The sequence below is a fragment of the Glutamicibacter sp. GQ173 genome (genome assembly GCF_059759215.1).
The window spans coordinates 258133-278190 of record NZ_JCAXDT010000003.1 but is presented as its reverse complement, the minus strand read 5'-3'; the positions used below and the strand labels follow the sequence as shown (position 1 = coordinate 278190).

Sequence of the window (20058 nt, the reverse complement as noted above, 5' to 3'; positions counted from 1 at the left end):
GGACGCGGGCTCAGCCTTTGAGCGACGCGCCGCCGCAGATGGTCATCACCTGGCCGGTGATGGACTTGCCATGCTCCCCGCCCAGGAACAGCACCAGGGCGGCCACATCGGCGGGATCCACGAGCGCGCCCAGGGGCGGCGTGACCGGAGGGACGCCCGCCCTGCGCGGATCAACCATCATCGGAGTATCAGTGGGCCCCGGCGCCACGACATTGCAGGTGATGCCACGGGGCGCCAGCTCCATGGCCCAGCTGCGCGACAGCCCGGCGAGCGCTGACTTGGTAGCGGCATATTGGCTCTTGCCAGCGACACCGCTCATGGTCCGGCTGCCAATCAAGATGATCCGGGAGCCATCCTCCATCTTCGGTGCCAGGGTGTTGAGCAGCACCATTGGCGCCTGCACATGAACCGCGTGCATCCCCGCCAGATCCTCCGCCTTGAGCTCGCCCAACGGCCCTGTCGCCATATAGCCCGCGGCATGGACAAAAAGATCGGGCGCCGACAGCTGCTGTGCGGCATCCTGGACCTGGCCCAGGTCTCCCAGGTCGGTGCTCCGCCAGGAGAAGCGCTTATTGGCGATGGCCGGTGCCCTGCGGCTCAGGCCCGTGACTTCATAGCCGGCTTCCAGCAGGGCGCGGGCGATCGCTTCGCCAATGCCGGAGCTGACCCCGGTGACCAGAGCGCTAGGCATGATCGCTTGCCTCCGGCGCGCTGACCCACGAAGGGTCGATGCGCACGTACTTGATGGCCTGGCGGAAATAGGTGTAGGCCAGGTGCAGGGCCCCATCCTGGCCTTCATGGATGGAAGGATAGGAGAATTCCCGGTTCAGCCCCTCGCGGGAATTATTGGAAAGGCAGTACCCATCCCCCACTTCGAGGTTCCTTCGTGCTGGCCAGCTTCTGCCCTGGTCCGATGAGATCGCCACGGTCAGCGGCGCGCGGGGCGTGCCCCAGAAGGCCTTTTGCACCCCGGGTTCCCCGGTGGCCACCGGTTCGAACACCACCGGGCCATCGACGCTGGAATCCAATCCCTCATCGTCGATCTCGTCGTAGAGCGACAGGCGGCGTTCGGTCTGCTCAGTGGCCTGGGAGTGGTTGTAGATCAAGGCCAAGCGGCCATCATTCATGGAGACGAACTGGATGGATGAATTGTTATTCGGCAATTCGGTGGCTTCCGGCACGCTCCACGTCAGCCCGCCGTCCTCGGAACGCGAGGCATAGATCCAGTCGGCCCAGCGGCTGCGATACAGCGCCAGCAGGCTGCCATCGGCCAGCGCCGCGACATTCATGTGCACGCAGCCGGTGGACCCCTCGATAATCTGCTCGGTCCATGTGGCTCCGCCATCGGTGGAGACCATCAGCGCGGAATCGTCGAAGTCCCCCACCCATTTTTGCCCTGGCACGGTAGCGCAGCGGAAGACCGGAACATATAGCCGTTCGCCGACCTGCACCGGTGGCTGGCGCACGAAGACCCCGCCGTGCTCGGTGGCGGCAAAGAGGGTTTCGGGGTCGGACCAGGTGCTTCCGTGGTCGCTGGAGATGCGGCGGCGCACCTCGGAGGTGTCCTGGTTTCCCGCGTGCTGGGCCGTGTACAACAGCCAGAGTTCCTCACCGTGGCGGTACAGGATCGGGTTCTGCTCGGAACGGGTCGAGTCGCTGGACAGCTGCTGTGCCGGCGACCATTTTTCCGCCCATTGCCCCTCGGGCAGACGCTGCAGGGTGGAGAAGTAGATGCTGATATCCGCCACCCCTTCCTGTGTTCCGCCGAACCAGACGCAGCCCAGATCCCCGTTGCCCAGGGTCATCAGGTTGGCTGCGTGGGATTGCACGGCGGGTGCCGGCAGGTAGGCGTAGGCCAGCGGCCCATCCTCGTGGATCTGCCCGTCGGGGTTGATGGTGGAAAAATCGGTCAACGACATTGTCTGATTCCTTGCTGTCTATTCGGTGCTAGGAGCGGGCCTGCTGCAGGTGGGCCGCGGCCGTTGCTTCCAGGTGGGTCAGGTCCGAGGCCACCGTGGCGAAGGTATATCCTTCGCCGAGGCGCTGCTGGGCCAGCTCTCCGTTGGCGTTGTGGATGCCGGCGGCAATGCCAGACTGCTGTGCTGCCGCGCTGACCCGCTTGAGCGCGGCCTCGAATTCCTCCTTGATCGCCGGATCCCCTGGGAACGCGGCGCCGATGGCCAGGGCCAGGTCGCTGGGCCCGACGTACAGCCCGTCCAGGCCCTGGACGGCGGCGATTTCTTCGACGTTCTCCAATCCGCCCGGAGTCTCGATCATGGCGAAGACCATGGTGGTGGCATCCGATTCCGCTGGCACCGGGCCAACGCGCAGGGCCGAACGCATGGGTCCGTAGGAGCGGATGCCATGCGGCGGGTACTTGGCGTATTTGACCGCATCGGCGGCGTCTTGCGCGTTGTCGACCAGCGGCACGATGACTGCCACGGCGCCAGCGTCCAGGGCCTTGCCAATGGCGGTCGCGTTATTGGCTTCCACGCGGACAACACCGGCGGCCTGGCCGGAGGCGTCGATGGCCATCAGCCCGGTGAGCATTCCGTTGTAGCCGATCAGCCCGTGCTGCGCGTCGAGGGCAACGTAGTCATAGCCCAGGCGTGCGATGCGTTCGGTGGATACCGGCGAGTCGAGCACCACCCAGTACCCGACGGCTGGTTCGCGGTCACGGATCTTGCGGGCGAATTCGGTGGCAACTGCTGAGGTCATGGCGTTGGTGTCTCTTTCTTGTTAGCGGTTGTAGGCAGGCATCGGGCCGTGCAGCGAGGCGGTGGCCGCAGCGGCTGCCTCAGCCAGGTTCTGCTCCAATGGCCCCTTGGCGATGGCGGCAATGTTGGATTCGAGCTGGCTCGCCTTGGATCCACCCAGCAGCAGCGAGTCAACGCCCTGGTGGTAGGCCAGCCAGCGCAGGGACAGCTCGATCAGGCTGATGCCGGCGTCCTCGGCCAGTGCGGTGAGCGCTTCAATGCCCTTGAAGAGGTCCTCATCCCAATAGCGCTCGGTGTACATGCTGGCCAGCCGGGAGCTGCCGAAGCGCCCTTCCTGCGGCTGTTGCGCGAAGCTATGGCGCCCAGTGAGCAGTCCGCCGCCGAGCGGGTTGTACACCATGGTCTGCACCCCGCTGGCTTGGGCAAAGGGCAGGTACTCGGTTTCGATGCGCCGCGCCACCAGGTTGTACAGCTGCTGGGCCACCACAGGTGGCGGCGCGCCGACCGACTCGGCCACATGGCTTGCCTGCGCAATCTGCCAGGCGGCAAAGTTGGAAACGCCCAGGGACAGGATCTTGCCTTCCTGGTGCAGCTTCGCGACTTCGCCCAAGGTCGCTTCCAGCGAGGTGGCGTAGTCGGGCTGGTGCAGGTAGAACAGGTCCAGGCGGTCGGTGTTCAGCCGCCGCAGCGAGGCCTCCACGCTTCGGCGCAATGCCGCTGGGGACAAGGGCGAATCCTCGCCGGCGTCCGCATGGGGCATTCCCGCCTTGGACGCCAGGAATACCGAGTCGCGCTTGCCTTCCAGCAAGGTGGCCAGCAGCTCTTCGGTGGCCCCGCCGACATAGGCGTTGGCGGTATCAATATGGGTGATTCCCGCGTCCAGTGCCGTATTGAGCATCTGCTCGCTGGCTTGGGCATCGGCGGTGTCGCCGAAGGTCATGGTTCCCAGGACCAATGCTGCCGGGGTGTTCTTGGGCATTATCTTTGCTTCCTTGTTCGTCTCTTGCGGTTCTAGCTGGCCAGCCCGGCCAGGATGTGGCGCGGCTTCACGCCTTCCATCTGGCTCGGGTCCAGGGCCGCGCGGCGCAGCTTGCGGGTGTACGGCTGGGCCGGCGAGGTGAGCACCTGCTCGGTGCTGCCCAGTTCGACCAGCTTTCCCTTCTGCATCACCATGACCTGATCGCTGATTTCCTGCACCACGCCCAGGTTGTGTGAAATGAACACATAGGAGATCCCGGTGTCTTCCTGGATCTCGGCGAGCAGCTTGAGCACCTGTGCCTGCACCGAGACATCCAGCGCGCTGGTCGCCTCGTCACAGACCAGGAGCTCCGGCTTGGAAGCCAGTGCCCGGGCAATGCCGATGCGCTGGCGCTGGCCGCCGGAGAATTCATTGGCCCGCTTATCCAGTGCTCCCTCGGGCAGGCCCACGCGATCGAGCAGCCTCAAGGCCTCCTTGCGGCGTTCGGCAGGCGTCCCGCTTTTCTGGATTTTCAGCGGCTCGGTGATGATCTGCTCGGCGCTGTGGCTGGGGTCCAGCGAGCCGTAGGGGTCTTGGAAGACCATCTGGAATTTGCGGCGCAACGGGCGCAGCTGCTTTTCATTCAGAGCCACCAGGTCGGTTCCATCCAGCAGGATCTGCCCCTTGGCCGGCTTGAGCAGGCGCATGATGGATTTGGCGATGGTCGACTTTCCGCATCCTGATTCACCGACCACGGCCAAGGTCGTGCCGCGTTCCAGGTCAAAGGAAACGTCGTCGACCGCGCGGAAGATTCCGTTGTGCGTGTTGTACTCGACGCTCAGGTTCTTCACCGAGAGGAACGGTGCTTGCTGGTTCATGATGCTCCCTTTGGTGCCATTGGCGTTTCGTCCCAGGTTCCCAAGCGCGGAACCGCGGCGAGCAGCTTGCGGGTGTAGTCCTGTTCTGGTGCGTCGACAATCTGGGCGGCGGGGCCGGACTCGACGAACTTCCCCGAGTTCATCACATGGATTGTGTCGGAAACCAGGCGTGCAACGCCAATATCGTGCGTAATCATCAGTATCGAGATTCCGCTGCGCTGCTGCAGTTCCAGCAGCAGGTCGAGGATTCCGGCCTGCACCGTGACGTCCAGGGCGCTGGTGGGCTCATCGGCGACCAGCAGTTCTGGTTCGCTGGCCAGCGCAATGGCAATGAGGACGCGCTGCAGCATGCCGCCGGAGAGCTGATGCGGGAATTTCTTTAGTTGTTCCTCAACCAGTGGGATGCGCACCTGCTCGAGCAGCTGCACGGCCTTGCTGTGCAGCTCCTGCTTGCCGGTAATGCGTCCGGCCACCTTGATCGCCTCGCGCAGTTGCGAGCCGATCGTGGCTACGGGATTCAGCGCGGTCATCGGGTCCTGCGGGATCAACGCCAGGCCCCGTCCGCGGAACTTGGCGATGGCCTTGGGGTTGGCCAGCACATCCTCGCCCTTGATCCGCACCTGGCCGGACAAGGCCGCAAGCCCGCGGGGCAACAGCTGGAGCAGGCCCATGGCGGTCGTGGATTTGCCGGAACCCGATTCGCCAATGATGGTGACGGTTTCCCCGTGGCCGATGCGGAAGTTGACGTTTTTGACCGCCTTGAACACGCCGTTGTCGGTCATCAGTTCCACGCTGAAGTCGCTGACTTCCAGGACTGCGGTGTTTTGCTCGCTCATCACTTGCCTTCCTTCTTAGAGGTGCGGCGCAGGTTTCCATCGCGCAGGGCATCGCCGAGCAGATTGACCCCAACCACGAGAACGACGATGAACAGGCCTGGCAGCGTCACCATCCACCACGAGGTGGTGATGTAGTCCTGGCCGTCGGAGATCAGCCGGCCCCAGGTGGAGAAGGGGCGCTGCGGTCCGGCACCGAGGAAGGACAATGCGCTTTCCAGGAGCACCGCTTGGGCCAGCAATAGCAAGATCACCAGGCTGGCCTGCTTGAAGACATTGGGGATCACGTGCTTGGCGAGAATCTGCACTTTGGGAAGGCCCAGCGTCTTGGCCGCATCCACATAGGGCTTCTCGCGCTCGACCAGGACGAGGGACCGGGTCAGGCGCGCAACCTCGGGCCACTGGGCGATGGCGATGACACCGGTGATCACCGGGATGGATGGCCCGAAGAGGGCAACGACCAGCAGCAGCATCATCAGCAGCGGCAGGGACAGCTGGGCTTCGAGCACGCGGGAGATGATCACGTCGGCCCATTTGCCGTAGAACCCGGCAATGGATCCGAGGATCACTCCGACAGCCCCTGAAACGACGACCGCCAGCACGCCGATCATCAGCGAGGTCTGGCCTCCGAAGAGCACCCGGGAGAGCAGGTCGCGGCCCAGCTGGTCGGTGCCGAAGAGGTGCCCGTCGATCAACGGGGCCAAACGCCGGGCGCCGAGGTCCTGCATATTCGGGTCTGCGATCGGCAGCAGGTTGGCCAATGCGATCGGCAGGACCACCAGCAGGGTCAGGATGGTGCCCAGCCACAGCTTGATGCGGGTTGACCGGGCACGCCGGGCGGCCGCCGATTTCTTCAGCAGCTGCTTGGTCACTGCCGAGCCGCGGACCGGATCCGGAGCTTGCGCGAGGTTGCGGGTTGTGGTGCTCATGCCGAAGCTGCCTTTCCGAGGCGGACCCGTGGGTCCAGCAGTGGGTAGGCCAGATCGATCAGCAGCTGGACTGCGACGGCCAGCAGGGCGGTGATCAGCACGGTGGCCTGGATCAGGGGGTAATCGCGGGTTTCCAGGGCCCGCACGATCAGCGAGCCCACGCCGGGCCAGCCGAAGACGACTTCCACGACCACCACGCCGTTGAGCATCGCCGCGAAGCGGGTGCCCAGGGCGGTGAAGACGGGAATGCCCGCATTGCCCAGCGCATAGCGCCAGGTCAGCACCCGTTCGCTGACGCCGCGGGAACGGGCGATGCTCAGATAGGGGGCGTTGAAATTGGTGACCATTTCACGCTTGACCATGCGCGAAACCAGGGCGATCTGCAGGATCGCGACGGTGATGGTCGGCAGGACCAGCCCGCCCCAGGTCGTGAAGCCGGAAGCCGGGAACAGCGGGATGATCACCGAGAACCCGGTGAGCAGCATGATGCCGGTCCAGAAGTCGGGCATGGATTGCCCGGCGATGGTCAGCACGTTCACGCCGAGTTCCGCATCGGTATCGGTGCGGCGGGCCATCCACATTCCCAGCGGAATGGCGACCAGCGTGGCCAGCAGGATGGAGCTGGTGGCCAGGGTCAGCGTGTAGGGCAGCCGGTCCATCACCACCTGCACGGCGGGGGCCTGGAAGGAATAGGACTGCCCCAGATGGCCGGTGAACAGCTGTCCGATGAAAATCACGTACTGCTGGAGCAGCGGCTTGTCCAAGCCGAACTGCTCGCGCACGGCGGCCAGCTGCTCATTGGTGGCCAACGGCCCGGCGAACGAGGCAGCCGGGTCGCCCGGTGCCATGCGGATGAGCAGGAAGACGACGGATACGGTAAGGAATACCGTGAGCAGTCCCTGTCCGATGCGCTTGGGAAGATAGGTCAGCATGGCTTAGCTCTCCAATCCCACACGGGCCAGCGGGTAGGCGTTGGCGGCGGATAGTTCCAGGTTTTGCACGCGGTTGCGGCGGGCAAGAATTGATTTGGGGGTAAAGGCCCAGGCACAGGGCCACGAGTCCCAGACTGCTTGCTGGGCGACCTTGAGGTATGCGGTGCGCTTGGCTTCATCGACTTCAGAGGCCGCGCGGGCGATTTTGCGTTCGACATCGCTGTTGACGTAGCCCTGGTAGGTGTCGCGGGTCTTTTCCTTTTCCGCGGTGCCGGCGTACATGCCCTGCAGCATCGTGATGGCCAGACCCGTGGGGCTGGAGAAACCGTTGCCGAGCAGGTCCCAGTCGCCTTCCTTGCCTTGGCGCCACTGCAGGATATTGCCGCCGGGTTCAAACTGCTGGAGCTCGGTTTTCACTCCGATATCCCCCATCATCTGCACCAGAGCCTCCATGATGGCGGTATCCGAGGGGAATTCGCCGGTCTCCCAGATGATCTTGAGCTTCAGATTCTCCGCTCCGAGATCCGAGAGCAGCGACTTGGCTTTACCCGGGTCATACACATAATCACCGGTCTTGGCATATCCGGACAGGCTTGTCGGGGTCACGCCCTGCGCTTGTTCCACAGTGTCGATCAGGACATCGTGCACCAGGGCCTTGCCGTCGATGGCGAAGGACAGGGCCTGGCGGACTTTGGGATCGGCGAGCGGATGGGACTTCGGCTTGCGGAAGTTGTAGAAGATCTGGTTCAAGCGCAGCGAGGAGGCCGTGTCGATGGTGACGCCGGGCAGGCCCTGGAGCTGTTCCATGGAATTGGGCGAGATGGAATCGATGACATCTACTTCGCCACTGCGCAAGGCGATCACGCGGGAGGATTCTTCGGGCAGGAAGCGGACGTTGACCTGCCGGATTGGTGCCGGTTCGCCCCAGTACTTCTCATTGCGCACCAGCGTGTAGGTCCCGGCGCCGCGGTCATAGGACTGGACAACGTAGGGCCCGGTGCCCACACCGGTCTGTAGCTCTTCTGCCTTGTTATCCTCGGCAGGAGAAATCAGGATGAGCGCCATGAGCGCATCCAGGATCGGGATGGGCCCCTTGGAGTCCAAATGGAACGTCCGCTCATCCACTTCGGTCACTGTGGGGAATTCGGGGAAGAAGCTGGCGACAAAGGAACCTTGCACCTTTGCGTACATTTCCAGCGCGGTGGCCACGTCCTGCGGCTTGACCGGACGCCCGTCCGAATAGGTGATCCCTTCGCGCAGCTTGACGGTCCAGCGTGTTGGCGATGCCATCACCATTGATTCGGCGAGCACCGGAATCGGTGCGATGTCCGGGCCGATCGCGGTTAGGCCCTCGCGGACCGATCGCTGCACGGTAACGGCCGCATCGAACTGGTTCAGCTTGTTATCCAGTGAAACCAGGGACCGGTTCAGTGCCAGGGTCAGCGTGTCTTTGCCCGGCAATCCGGTGGGTCCTGCGCACGCGGTGGCGCTCACCCCCACTGCCGCAAAGAGCCCAGCGGCTCCGGCCAGCTTCAACAGCTGGCGCCGCGACACCCCAGGGGCTGAGAATCGTGCGGTCATCTTCGACCTCCCAATCGATGTTCTGGAGCGCTTTGCCCAATTGATTGAAGGGCCGTCCACTCGCTGTGATGTGTATCGCAATGTCACTTTGTCACGATTGCGCGAAATGCGCAATAGGCATAGCGCATTTCGCGCAACTGTGCCATGATGACTCCAGAAGCACGCGGATCTCCGGAGCTACCCGGAACTGCATTCAAGGAGGTGACAAGCACTCAAATGGCCAAGAAGCACCAGGAATTCCTGATTCTCGCCGACGATTTTTCCGGCTCCTGCGAAGTATCTTTGCCGTGGAGCGATCATGGATTTCCGACTCGGATCTCCCTCGGCTCCGCCCCAGGATCTCCAAGCGGCGCAAGCCGCGTCACCGTTATGGACACCGATAGCAGGTACCTGGAACCGGCAGACGCCCACCGGCGCATCCAGAAGCTGGTCCAGAGGCTGCCGCAAAGCACCATGATCTTCAAGAAGATCGATTCGCTGTGGCGCGGCAATCTCAATGCGGAGCTCGGCGCCCTGATCGATGCCGGCTACCGGCTCATTATTGCTGGCGCGCTGCCCCATATGGAACGAAGTGTCAAAAATGGCCGACCGCTGATTGCCGGCCGGCCCTTGTCTTCCACGGATGCCTGGCAAGTAGAATCCGCGAAGGCCCCAGAAACCATCACGGAGCTTCTCGGCGACCTCGACACAGCGGCAGCGAGCTTGTCCGACGGGAAACTGCTCCAAGACCAGCTGGACGCCGCGACGAATTCCGCGTCAGCGCTCATCGTGGACTGCGCGACCGAGGACGACCTGCTGGGCATTGCCGATGCCTGGCTCACCTTGCGCTCCACCAACCCGCAGCAATTCCAGCGCAGCATCCTGGTGGGCACCGGCGCGTTGAACACGCAGCTGGTCAGCAGCTTGTCCCGGCGCTCGGCACAACCCCAGGGCATGACCTTGCAAGCCGCTGCCCCGCTGGGCGGGCCAGCGCGCTGCATCCTCGGTGTCGTCGGTTCCGCCTCCGGCACCTCCGGGCAGCAGCTTGAACTTGCCCAGAAGGCCGGAATTCCCTGCAGCGAAACCATCAACGAATTGCCTTCGCCCACGCCGGGAGCCCCGGTGATTTTGCGCGCAACGCGCAGCCGGACCAATCCAACCGCGGTGCTCCGGCAGCTGAGGAAACAGGCAACAGGTTTCCTGGCCAAGCACCCCGGGGCGGACCTTTTCCTCACGGGAGGCGAAACAGCCCGAGCCGTCCTCGATGACCTCGGCGTCACCTCCCTGGCTCCGCTGAAACAACTGGAGCCCGGAGTTGTCATTTGCCAGGCCCCCGATGGACGACTGATTGGAACCAAACCCGGCTCCTTCGGCAGCCCCAGCATCCTCACTACAGCATTAACCACCCTGCGCGAGCTACGCGCCCCTCTATCACAGGAGCCAGAATCCATGAGCACAACCACCCTGGACACCCGCCCTCTTATCGCTGTCACCATGGGTGACGGTTCAGGCGTCGGTCCCGAAGTCACCGTCGGAGCCCTGCTGGATGCGAATGCCTACAAGATCAGCCGCCCCATCGTCATTGGCGACTGCCGCCGGCTTTCGCTCGGTGCCGCCGCTCTGGGCCTCAAGGCCGAGATCGTGGAGATCTCCGATGTCGCGCAAGCCCAGTTTGCCCCCGGACGCATCAATGTCATCGACCCCCACCTGCTGTCTGAGGACCTCGAATGGGGCAAGATTTCCAGCGAAGCCGGCAATGCCGCCTACCACTACATCCGCATCGCCTGTGAGCTGGCCATGCGCGGCGAAGTCCACGGCATCTGCACTGCTCCACTGAACAAGGCGGCACTGCATGAAGCCGGCCATATCTATCCCGGGCACACCGAATTGCTCGCCCACTTCATGGGCGTCGAGGAGGTATCGATGATGCTTTCCACTCCCAAGGTCAAGGTCATCCACGTGACCACGCATATCGGCCTGATTGATGCGATCAAGAAAATCGAACCCGGTCTGGTCGAGCGCACTGTCCGCCGCGGACATGAAGCGTTGGTCCGCGCCGGCAATCCGAATCCCAAGATCGGCGTCTGCGCCATCAATCCGCACGCCGGCGAGAATGGCCTGTTCGGCTACGGCGAAGAGGAAGAAAAGATCACCCCCGCACTTGAGAAACTGCAGGCCGACGGGGTCAACGCCATTGGCCCGCTGCCCGCCGATACCGCCTTCTTCCTGGCAGGCCGGGGCGACTACGACCTCATAGTCGCCATGTACCACGACCAGGGCCACGGCCCGGTGAAGGTTCTCGGCATTGAAGCCGGCGTGAATATCACCGTGGGCCTGCCAGTCATCCGCACCTCGGTGGACCACGGCACCGCATTTGATATCGCAGGCAAGGGCATTGTCGAGGTGGGAAGCATGATCGAGGCACTGGCGCAATCGGTGAACTTGGCATCGGTCCCGGTCAAGTAACCGAACCGGAGCAATGCCGATACACTCGGCGTAATAGATTCACCGACTCAGGAGGGAAAGGGTCCCATGTCAACCAGTGCCAAGGTGCGCCAAGGGCAAATCCTCGAACTGGCCAATACCAGCGGCCTGGCCAGTGTCGAGGAACTTTCCGAACGCTTCGGTGTCACTGCTTCCACGATCCGGCGCGACCTCTCGCGGCTGACCGGCGAAGGGAAGATCGCGCGCACCTACGGAGGCGCGATGCCCTTGACCGCCCCGGTGATCGAGTCCACGTTCCGCCAGCGGAACATGGAGAACGCCGCCGCCAAAAACGCCATCGGGCGCAAGGCGCGCTCGCTGGTGGCCGAGGGTCAAACCATCCTGCTTGACTCGGGATCAACAGTCGCATCATTGGCTCATGAACTGCGTGATGCCAGCGACCTCACCGTAGCCACCACCTCTCTGGTGGTGGTGGAGGAACTAGCCGAGGCGGAGTCGGTGCATGTGGAGTGCCTTGGCGGAACTTTGCGGCACCGCAGCGCGGCCTTTGTCGGGCCGCTGGCCGAATACTGCCTGGAGCGGATGAGCTTTGATTCCGTTTTCCTCGGTGCCGACGCGGTCACCCCTGACGCCATCTGCGAAGCGGACCTGGTGCAGACCCGCCTCAAGGAGAAAATGGCTTCGCGGGCACAACGAGTTTTTGTGCTGGCCGACAGCTCCAAGCTCAATCAGCACCCCTTCCACGCGTGGGCCAAATTGCCCGAAGGCTGGACGCTGATCACCGACGCACAGGCCAGCGCGAACCAGCTTGCGCCATTCAAGAAGGCCAACGTAGAGATCATCGTCGCGGGCTAATCCCGGAATAGCCACCACTCACCCCAAAGCACCCTATGCTTGCCCTGCCGTTGCATCGCGCGCCGCGTGATGCAACGGCATTTTTGCTCTACTGGCACAGGCCGCCACGTCGCTCTGCAGGTCGTCCCAAAATTCTTTTCGCCCGTAACAGCGAGAAGGCATAAGCAGTACTTCAAGGAACTGAATATCTTGTTCAATCTCTAAAATCAGTGGTTCTGATGTTGGACACCTACCTTTTTATAAGGAGCCAAGCTTTGAAAATCTTGGCCCACAGTCCTGAAATCAATACAAATTAAGCATTTCTACAATGCCTTGCATCTTATGTACGTAGACTTCAAATGTGATGCAGATTATGGTTTTTCCATAGCCGGATGACGATGGATCCGGACCGAGTGACCGGGAGCGAAACGCGCGGCACGACGAGATGCAGGAATGACTATGAACATACAAGCTGAATGGATGCGTGGAGGAACCAGCAAGTGCTGGGTCTTCGAATCCGAGCACCTGGAAGAAACTGGTGCCAACCTCGATGAATTGCTGCCGAAAGTATTCGGCAGCCCTGATTCGCGCCAGATCGACGGCGTCGGCGGAGCAACCTCGACCACCAGCAAGGCAGTCATCCTGCACCGTTCCGAAGACGCCGAAATTGACGTGGAATTCACCTTCGCCCAGGTAGGCATCGAAGAAGCCACCGTCGACTGGGGAAGCAACTGCGGCAACTGCTCGGCAGTTGTCGGACTCTACGCCATCGAGCAGGGATGGATCACGCCCTCCGGCGACATCACCCGGGTCATCACGCGCAATACGAATACCGGCCAGATCATCATCCAGCGTGTTGATACGCCCAATGGAGCACTGCCCATCGTTCCCCAATCCCAGATGCCGGGCGTCGCACGCGCCGGCTACAAGGTCGGGCTCGGTTTCCGCGACCCGGCAGGCAAGACCACCGGCAGCTTCCTGCCCACCGGGAATCCCTCGGACACCCTGGTTGCCGCAGGCCGCGCATGGACAGCATCCTTGCTGGATGCCGGAGCTCCGGTCGTAGTATTGCGGGCGGAAGAACTCGGCCTTGACACCGCCAACTATGATTCATGGATGGCTGCCATCGACCCGCAACTCGCCGCTTTGGATCAGGTGCGCCGCGAAGCCGCGGTGCGCATGGGTTTGGCCGCCACCCCCGGGCAGGCCGCCCGGGCCATCCCCAAGCTCGCCATTGCCGCGGCGCCACAGGATGAGAACAGCGATGCGAACGTCATGATGCTTTCCATGGGCAAGCCCCACCCGGCGCTGGCGATTACCGGAAGCGTCGCGCTGACCCTCGGTGCCCAGGCACCGGGCACGGTGCTGGGCGAAATCACCGGTGGCGCTCCCCGCCCCACGCTGCGCCTGCGCACCCCCGCCGGAGTGATCGAGACCTGGAGCGAAGAACGCGAGGGCTCCATGTACGTCGGAGTGGATCGCACCGCCCGCTCCATCGCCAGTTCCACTATCCACCTCCCGGAGTCCCTCGGCAGCGTTGCCGGGACCGACCTAGCAAGCGCCAGCCGCTGAGGAGAGCGACCATGACTAATACAGGGTTCAAAGCTACACCCCCAGCCGGACAAGAAAACCTCGACGTCGATACGGTGGACCCGCGCCGCCAGAACCGGCGCACCAAGCGCAACCTGCTCATCGTTGCCGCGCTCGCCTTCATAGCGGTGCTCATCGCCGTATTGGCAGGGCCGGCGCTATCCAGCGCCGAGCCTTCGGGCACCGGAGCCTCGCTGACCACCGAACAGGTCATCCCCCTGGTCGTCCTGGTGCTGATGTTCATCATCGCGACCAAGTGGCCAGTCAACATCGGCGTGATGGGCCTGGTCGCCTCCTTCGGCATCGGCTACTTCATGCTGGGCATGGATGACAAGGAGATCCTCGCGGACTTCCCTGCCAGCATCGTGCTGACCATCATCGGCGTCACCTACTTCTTCTCGATGGCGCAGCACAACGGCACCATCGATATCATCGTGCGCAACTGCGTGCGCATGGTTCGCGGCAAGACCATGCTGCTCCCCTGGGTCTTCTTCCTGGTCGCCGCGGCACTGACTTCGCTGGGCACCTTCTCCCCTGCAGCCGTCGCGTTGCTGGCACCAGCAGCCATCGGTTTTGCCTACGAGTCGCGCATCCACCCGCTGCTGATGGGCGCCTTCATCATCAATGGCGCCCACGCCGGCGGGTTCTCCCCGCTGTCGGTCTCCGGCGTCCTGGTCCATGACATCGCCATGGAAAACGGCTTCCCGATATCAGCCAACGCGCTGTTTGCCGCCAGCTTTGCGATCAACCTGATCCTGTCGATCCTGACTGTGATCGTCTTTGCCCTGATGGGCAAGCTGCGCACCGCCGAGGGCGAAGGCTATGCGGAAGTCGAAGAGATCCGCTCCACCTGTCCGCGAGGACAGCAGATCTACACCCTGGTGCTGATCGGCGTCATGCTCTTCTGCGCACTGGTCCTGCGCCTGCCCATCGGCTTTGTCGCCTTGAGCGCAGGCTTGCTGCTGGCCTTGCTGAATATCAAGGAGCAGCAGAAGTTCGTCGCCGGCATCTCCTGGTCCACCGTCTTGCTGGTGGCCGGCATGATCACTTACGTCTCGCTGCTGACCCACATTGGCGTGATCGATACCCTGGCCCATATGGCTTTGGCCCTGGGCGCACCGGTCTTGATCGCTTTGGTGCTGTGCTACGTGATCGGCATTGGATCGGCCTTCGCTTCATCCACTGCCTTGCTTGCCGCGTTCGTTCCACTGGCCGGACCGCTGCTGGCCGTCAGTTCGCTGAGCGTCTCCGGCACAGTGGCAGCCATCGCGATCTCGGCAACCGTGGTTGATGTTTCCCCGTTCTCCACCGCCGGCGCCCTGGTCGTGGCCAACGTGAAGGAAAGCGATCGCACCCGCACCTACAAGCAGCTGATGGTGTACGCAGGTGCCGTGGTACTGATTGCACCGGCACTGTCCTGGTTGCTGCTGGTGCCAACCGGCATCATGTAATTGCCCCGGCTACGCCAATGGGAGGGAACCGTGATGGTTCCCTCCCATTGGTTTGCGCACTCAGCGTCGCTTGCCGGTAACCAGTCCCCACACGATCAACACGATCAGGGAACCTCCGATGGCCAGCAGCCATGTGGACAATGACCAGAACTGGCTAATGCCGACACCGAAAATAGCCGATCCGATCCAGCCGCCAAGCAGCGCACCGGCGACGCCCAGCAAGAGCGTTGCCAGCCAGCCCCCGCCCTGCGTTCCCGGCTTGATCGCCTTGGCGATCGCACCGGCAATGAGGCCAAGGATGACCCAACCAATAATTCCCATTTGTTTCTACTCCCCAAGTGTTGTGGCACGATCAGCGTGCCGCTGGTGATGATTTCTTGATGCCCGGGGCCGGCTCAGATGAGCACAGCCTTCTGGGAATCCTGTTTTTCCGGCTTCTGGAAGCTGAATGACACGTGTTTGCTGGCGAATGGCACTCCCAGCACCATTTCGAGATCCGGTATCATCCGGTCATTGACCAGCTCGATACCGCGATTCGCCGGAGCATCGGCGCGCAAGGTGAACCGCGCATAGAGCACAGGCTCGGTTGCGTTGCCGCCGATCTGGACATTCGCATCCACGATTTCTGGTTGCGTCTGCGCGGCAGTCTCCGCGGCCTTTGCTATGACCGAAGTTTCGATCTCGCTCACCCCCTCGGTGCGTGATTCATATCTGAATTTGTGCGCCGCTGGGCGGCGCGGAATGGCGGTGATCAGCACCGCTAGCGACAGCACCATGCCCGCAATCCCTATCGCCAACCCCAATGGCACCAGGTACTGCTGATCGATCGGCAGGCTGCTGCCAATCTCGGCTTGGCCGAAATCATTGCCTGGAGGCAGCCCCCACCAGACGGAGGCCAGGCCCCATCCGCCGCCAGCCAGCAGCACCAGGCCGAGGATCACGAGAATGATTCGCTGTCGCACCACATGCGTTTTGAACATTTCAGTTCCCACCTCGTTGTTGCACCGAGACCTTGACCTTGGGAGCGCGTTGCAATGGCAAGCCATCGATCACTGACTGCACCCGCGCCTGCGCGTTGTCCTGCACGCGCTGGACCGAGTGGGCCGGAGTCTGCACTCTCACGTGCACCAGGGCCGGACTGGTTTTCACCCTTGCCCAGGTGACCGAATCCGTTCGCTCAACTTCATGCCCCACCAAGGTCGATATTCCCCGGCATGAGATTGCTTGTTCCGATCCAGCTGAAGGATCATCGCTGGTGAGCAGGATGCTCTGCCGGCGCCCGGGAATCAGTGCGCTGAGCATCAGCAGCAGGCCGAGCACCGCAAGGACCGCCATGGCGATAACTGCCAGGTTGTCGCTGAAGCGCAGGCCGCGCAACGCATTAACGCCCTGCTCGGCAATGCCGGGCCAACGCCCGTCGGCCAAACGCAAGATGCAGGACAGCGCCAGGATCATGCTTGCGGCCAACAGGATGGCAAAGCTGATCGCCAGGGTCAAAGTGCGAGCACTGCGAACGTGCCAGAACCTGTTCATCGCAGCCTCCTGTTTCTGGTTCCTTCATCCGGTGCCGACATCCAGCTCACCCGGATATCGGTTTGCACCTGTTCAACTCCAAGGTATGCGCGCAGATCCGCAGCGACCATGTTTCGCACGTCTTCGCAGGCTTGCTGGACATTGCTCGGATAGCTCAGGCCGAGATCCAGGTCGATAACAACCATGTTCCCGAGCACCTCGGCCTTGGCCTTGGGCCGGCTATCAAAATCCCGGTACTTGCCCAGCCCCAGGATCCCTCCGGCAGCCGAGCCGACCACCGGCACCTTATAGGCCGCCTGGGCAGCGACTTTTGAATAGACGCCCGTGTTCACCGTGGTGCTTCCACGGTGCGAGGACAGCTCTGCCATCTGCTTCACCGCCGACGTTTGCTGAACACTTGGCCGAGATCAACCCTGTCCTGCAAAAGCCAACCCACCCCGGCGCCGATGATGGTGAAGAACGCCACCACCACAAACTGGGTGAATGAGCCGAAGGCAATCAGCAGCCCGGCCAGGCAGCCGATGGCCAGCCCCCACTTGACGTGTAACATGTTCTGCTCCTTAGCTGGGGACAGTTATTTCAGTCCGTCACGGGTATCAGCGTCGTCATCATCGTCTTCTGGCAGGTGCACGTCGGTGACTTCCACGTTCACCTCGATGACTTCCAGTCCGGTGGCGCGCTCGACCTGGGCGATGATGTTCGAGCGGATCTCGCTGGAAACCTCGACGATGGAGAATCCGTAGGATACGACGATCGAGACGTCGATGGCGGTCTGCTGCTCGCCCTTTTCAACGCTCACGCCGCCAGCGGCGTTGGCCTGGGCACCGGGGATGCGCTCGGCCAGCGAATTGAAGGTCCGGCGGGCGGCGTTGCCCATTGCGTAGACGCCGGATACCTCGCGGGTGGCGATGCTGGCGATCTTCTGGACCACGCGGTCTTCGATGGTTGTCTTGCCCAGATCGGTGTGCAGCGGGCCGCGCAGCTTCTCGCTGGCTTGCGCTTCATTGGCTGACGCCGCCTTGGCCTGGCGCTCCAGTTCTTCGCCGGTTGGCTTGATGATCGGCCCTTGGGAATCTCGTTGCACCATGATGGTCTCCTTAGTCATTGAAGAGATAATTTTTGCCTTACACTCGTACAGACGAGAGCTGTACAGAAATCCTCACACATTTTGAATGTGATCTAGGTCACTCAAGGAGGGTGCTTGGAACCGACCCGGCTGGCCGTGCTTGTTGGCCGCTCAATGGAAGGCGACCCCGAAGCATTTGGCGAGCTCGTCACCGTGATGACCCCTGGCCTGCGTCAATATTGCAAGACTTTTTTCAGCAGCTGGCACGATGCAGAAGACGCCACCCAGGACGCCTGGATCCGCGCGTGGCAGTCCTTGGGCTCGCTGCGCGAACGAGCCGCCTTCAAGACATGGCTCTACCGGATGGCGCGAAATATTTGCCTCGATCGCATCCGCCAACGTGCCAATGACCAGCAAACCGTGGATGATGAAGTGCTAGAGCAAACCCCGGTGCCCGACCGGGAACTGCCCGAGAACGTGGCCGTGCAACGTGGTGAAGTGGCCGATGCCTGGCAGATCATCAATGGGTTGCCCTCGGCGCTTCGCCAGACGTTCGTGCTGGTCGCGCTCCAAGGCATGAGCTACAAGGAAGCAGCCCTGGTCACGAACGTTTCAGAATCAACGGTGCGAGGGCGACTCGCACGAGCACGCAATGCAATCAGCGAGGCGGTGTCATGACAACCCTCCCCTGCGGACGTACCTCCGAAGACGTCCTGCTGAATCTGGACGAATCCGCCGACCTGCACGAATTGCAGTGCCGCTGGTGCCATGCCGAACGCCAGCGGCTCAAGGACCAGAACGGGTTCATCACCCGGTTGCTGCAGTCCTCAACCCCCGAGCACGAGCCAGAAGCCTTCTCGAAGGGGATCCTCGGGAAAATTGCCAACCTCGGGCCTCGCCAGCGCATCTGGGATGTGCAGGATCCCGCTACTGGCCTGCCCCAGCGCCTGTCATCCCTCGAGCTGGTCAAGGCCATCCGCAAGGCGTTCGCCGACTCGGCAACCACGCAGTTGAACTACACCGAAATCAAGGCCACCGACGCGAAGGTCCCGCATCTTCGCTGGAAAATCCAGTGCCATGTGAGCATGTCCGATGACAGCACCGTGAACACCATCGAGCAGCAGGTCCTTGGCTTCGTTTGCGATGCCATCAGCCCGCTGATCAGTTGGGACGAGGTAGTCGTCGACCTTGTCATCGAGGACCTTCACGGCCAGGCCATCGAGTCTGTCACGCTGCGCGAGAAGAACTAGCAGAGCGTCTTTTCGCACACCGTTGCGCTGGACGGGGTCGCTTCCTGAATGCATTGCCAGCGCGAAGCCCCTGCTCAGCTGGGGCATAGGATGCTTGCGTAACGTAATAGCTACCTCATTGAAGGTGCGAGTGATGATCGTAGAAATCCCCGCCGGCATAGCCGGCGGGGATTTCTCTTTGTCTGCGGCTTTCCGGTTGAACCTAGCTCTCCAGCCAGCTCACTTCACCGGTTTCCAGATCATATACGGCCGGCACTACACGGGTGCGCTGCTCTTCGACCGCTTTGCGGATGATTGCCGAGCGCTCCACCAGCTGCTTGGCGACGGCGAGTGCATTGGCCTTCACCACCCGGTTCACCGCCTCGCTTCCGGATCCTGAAATCTTCTGGCTCCGGGCCACTGGCGCGATTTGATCTGCAAAGTCCTCCATTTCGCCGGGCAGCTGCGGGTCTTGGGGGGTGGCTTCCATGGCCTTGAGCGTGCCGGTCACTGCACCGCACGCACTGTGGCCGAGGATGACCAGCAGCGGGACCGAGTAGGGGGAGGAAACAGCAAATTCCATGCTGCCCACCAAGGTGTCATCCAATACCGCCCCTGCGGTCCTGGTGACAAAGAGGTCCCCGATGCCCTGGTCAAAGAGCATCTCCGGTGCCACCCTCGAATCCACGCAGCCGTGGACTAGCGCAAAGGGAGTTTGGTGCCCGGCTTGCTCGCCGCGTCGTTGCGAGTCCTGGTTCGGATGCTGCACCTGGCCGGACGTGTAGCGCTGGTTTCCTTCGGCCAGCGCCTTGAGCACGTCATCGGGCGTCTTCGGTGTTGTTGCGTGGTTGACGGCAGTGGCTTGCGGGGACTTTTCACTTGCACAGGCGCTCAGTCCAGCGAGAGCCAGTATTCCAGTCGCACCCGCAAGGAGTTTTCGACGGCTGGTTACGGTCGCGTTGACGACACTGTCAATGGGTTGTGGCATAGTGCTTTCCGCTCGTAATTCGTGGGCACCTGAATGTCATTAACTCAGATTTCGCAGTAAATATCATCATGAAGTGTAATCTTCTGCATTTGATTCATAAACAAATTTCCGAATA

Annotated in this window: 22 protein-coding genes; 6 read left to right on the top strand and 16 right to left on the bottom strand. The window is 62.3% G+C overall.

Annotated elements, in window-relative coordinates:
* Window positions 1-10: 10 nt before the first annotated feature.
* The 9 genes from AC6CHO_RS07305 to AC6CHO_RS07265 are packed head-to-tail and all read right to left on the bottom strand — an operon-like array spanning window position 11 to window position 8828.
* Window positions 11-691, bottom strand: coding sequence for an SDR family NAD(P)-dependent oxidoreductase (locus AC6CHO_RS07305; protein ID WP_498214370.1), 681 nt, complete (start codon window positions 689-691; stop codon window positions 11-13).
* The gene (locus AC6CHO_RS07300; protein WP_498214369.1) at window positions 684-1919 is read right to left on the bottom strand and encodes a sialidase family protein; all 1236 of its coding nucleotides are present in this window, start codon (window positions 1917-1919) and stop codon (window positions 684-686) included. The genes AC6CHO_RS07305 and AC6CHO_RS07300 overlap by 8 nt, the downstream gene beginning before the upstream one ends.
* A gap of 28 nt (window positions 1920-1947) precedes the next feature.
* On the bottom strand, window positions 1948-2718 hold the full coding sequence (locus AC6CHO_RS07295) for an HpcH/HpaI aldolase family protein (RefSeq protein ID WP_498214368.1): 771 nt from the start codon (window positions 2716-2718) through the stop codon (window positions 1948-1950).
* Between the two features lie 21 nt (window positions 2719-2739).
* Window positions 2740-3696 (bottom strand): aldo/keto reductase, encoded by a 957-nt coding sequence (locus tag AC6CHO_RS07290; RefSeq protein ID WP_498214367.1) that lies wholly within the window; start codon window positions 3694-3696, stop codon window positions 2740-2742.
* Window positions 3697-3728: 32 nt separating this feature from the next.
* Window positions 3729-4553: an ATP-binding cassette domain-containing protein gene (locus tag AC6CHO_RS07285; RefSeq protein WP_498214366.1), complete on the bottom strand. Its 825-nt coding sequence runs from the start codon at window positions 4551-4553 to the stop codon at window positions 3729-3731.
* Entirely contained in the window at window positions 4550-5389 is an 840-nt protein-coding gene (locus AC6CHO_RS07280) for an ABC transporter ATP-binding protein (RefSeq protein ID WP_498214365.1), read from the bottom strand. The genes AC6CHO_RS07285 and AC6CHO_RS07280 overlap by 4 nt, the downstream gene beginning before the upstream one ends.
* Window positions 5389-6315, bottom strand: a complete 927-nt coding sequence (locus tag AC6CHO_RS07275; protein ID WP_146276909.1) for an ABC transporter permease — start codon at window positions 6313-6315, stop codon at window positions 5389-5391. Before AC6CHO_RS07275 ends, AC6CHO_RS07280 begins: the two co-directional genes overlap by 1 nt.
* Window positions 6312-7247: an ABC transporter permease gene (locus tag AC6CHO_RS07270; protein ID WP_498214364.1), complete on the bottom strand. Its 936-nt coding sequence runs from the start codon at window positions 7245-7247 to the stop codon at window positions 6312-6314. The genes AC6CHO_RS07275 and AC6CHO_RS07270 overlap by 4 nt, the downstream gene beginning before the upstream one ends.
* A gap of 3 nt (window positions 7248-7250) precedes the next feature.
* On the bottom strand, window positions 7251-8828 hold the full coding sequence (locus AC6CHO_RS07265) for an ABC transporter substrate-binding protein (RefSeq protein WP_498214363.1): 1578 nt from the start codon (window positions 8826-8828) through the stop codon (window positions 7251-7253).
* A 201-nt stretch (window positions 8829-9029) separates the two neighbouring features.
* Here AC6CHO_RS07265 and pdxA point away from each other — a divergent pair, with 201 nt between their 5' ends.
* From pdxA to AC6CHO_RS07245, 4 genes are all read left to right on the top strand, one after another.
* The gene (gene pdxA, locus AC6CHO_RS07260) at window positions 9030-11273 is read left to right on the top strand and encodes a 4-hydroxythreonine-4-phosphate dehydrogenase PdxA (protein WP_498214362.1); all 2244 of its coding nucleotides are present in this window, start codon (window positions 9030-9032) and stop codon (window positions 11271-11273) included.
* 66 nt (window positions 11274-11339) lie between these two features.
* Window positions 11340-12107 (top strand): DeoR/GlpR family DNA-binding transcription regulator, encoded by a 768-nt coding sequence (locus AC6CHO_RS07255; protein WP_498214360.1) that lies wholly within the window; start codon window positions 11340-11342, stop codon window positions 12105-12107.
* Between the two features lie 438 nt (window positions 12108-12545).
* Window positions 12546-13658 (top strand): PrpF domain-containing protein, encoded by a 1113-nt coding sequence (locus AC6CHO_RS07250; RefSeq protein ID WP_498214358.1) that lies wholly within the window; start codon window positions 12546-12548, stop codon window positions 13656-13658.
* 212 nt (window positions 13659-13870) lie between these two features.
* Window positions 13871-15127: an SLC13 family permease gene (locus AC6CHO_RS07245; protein ID WP_498214455.1), complete on the top strand. Its 1257-nt coding sequence runs from the start codon at window positions 13871-13873 to the stop codon at window positions 15125-15127.
* A gap of 60 nt (window positions 15128-15187) precedes the next feature.
* On the opposite strand, the gene AC6CHO_RS07240 is transcribed toward AC6CHO_RS07245, so the two are convergent.
* The 6 genes from AC6CHO_RS07240 to AC6CHO_RS07215 form a co-directional block, all read right to left on the bottom strand.
* Window positions 15188-15448 carry a GlsB/YeaQ/YmgE family stress response membrane protein gene (locus AC6CHO_RS07240; protein ID WP_060703033.1) on the bottom strand — a complete coding sequence of 87 codons (261 nt, stop codon included), beginning with the start codon at window positions 15446-15448 and terminating at the stop codon, window positions 15188-15190.
* 74 nt (window positions 15449-15522) lie between these two features.
* Window positions 15523-16107 (bottom strand): hypothetical protein, encoded by a 585-nt coding sequence (locus AC6CHO_RS07235; protein ID WP_498214357.1) that lies wholly within the window; start codon window positions 16105-16107, stop codon window positions 15523-15525.
* 1 nt (window position 16108) lies between these two features.
* The gene (locus tag AC6CHO_RS07230) at window positions 16109-16660 is read right to left on the bottom strand and encodes a DUF6286 domain-containing protein (RefSeq protein ID WP_498214356.1); all 552 of its coding nucleotides are present in this window, start codon (window positions 16658-16660) and stop codon (window positions 16109-16111) included.
* The gene (locus AC6CHO_RS07225) at window positions 16657-17037 is read right to left on the bottom strand and encodes an Asp23/Gls24 family envelope stress response protein (protein ID WP_498214355.1); all 381 of its coding nucleotides are present in this window, start codon (window positions 17035-17037) and stop codon (window positions 16657-16659) included. Before AC6CHO_RS07225 ends, AC6CHO_RS07230 begins: the two co-directional genes overlap by 4 nt.
* Window positions 17034-17210 carry a hypothetical protein gene (locus AC6CHO_RS07220; RefSeq protein WP_098945523.1) on the bottom strand — a complete coding sequence of 59 codons (177 nt, stop codon included), beginning with the start codon at window positions 17208-17210 and terminating at the stop codon, window positions 17034-17036. The genes AC6CHO_RS07225 and AC6CHO_RS07220 overlap by 4 nt, the downstream gene beginning before the upstream one ends.
* Window positions 17211-17234: 24 nt before the next feature.
* Window positions 17235-17765: an Asp23/Gls24 family envelope stress response protein gene (locus AC6CHO_RS07215; protein WP_498214354.1), complete on the bottom strand. Its 531-nt coding sequence runs from the start codon at window positions 17763-17765 to the stop codon at window positions 17235-17237.
* Window positions 17766-17861: 96 nt separating this feature from the next.
* Here AC6CHO_RS07215 and AC6CHO_RS07210 point away from each other — a divergent pair, with 96 nt between their 5' ends.
* Together AC6CHO_RS07210 and AC6CHO_RS07205 are read left to right on the top strand one after the other, a co-directional pair.
* Window positions 17862-18404, top strand: coding sequence for an RNA polymerase sigma factor (locus AC6CHO_RS07210; protein ID WP_146276925.1), 543 nt, complete (start codon window positions 17862-17864; stop codon window positions 18402-18404).
* Window positions 18401-18976 (top strand): hypothetical protein, encoded by a 576-nt coding sequence (locus tag AC6CHO_RS07205; RefSeq protein ID WP_498214353.1) that lies wholly within the window; start codon window positions 18401-18403, stop codon window positions 18974-18976. Before AC6CHO_RS07210 ends, AC6CHO_RS07205 begins: the two co-directional genes overlap by 4 nt.
* Window positions 18977-19178: 202 nt before the next feature.
* Here the strand turns inward: AC6CHO_RS07205 and AC6CHO_RS07200 are convergent, their stop codons facing one another.
* On the bottom strand, window positions 19179-19943 hold the full coding sequence (locus AC6CHO_RS07200) for a carbonic anhydrase (protein ID WP_498214352.1): 765 nt from the start codon (window positions 19941-19943) through the stop codon (window positions 19179-19181).
* Window positions 19944-20058 lie beyond the last annotated feature (115 nt).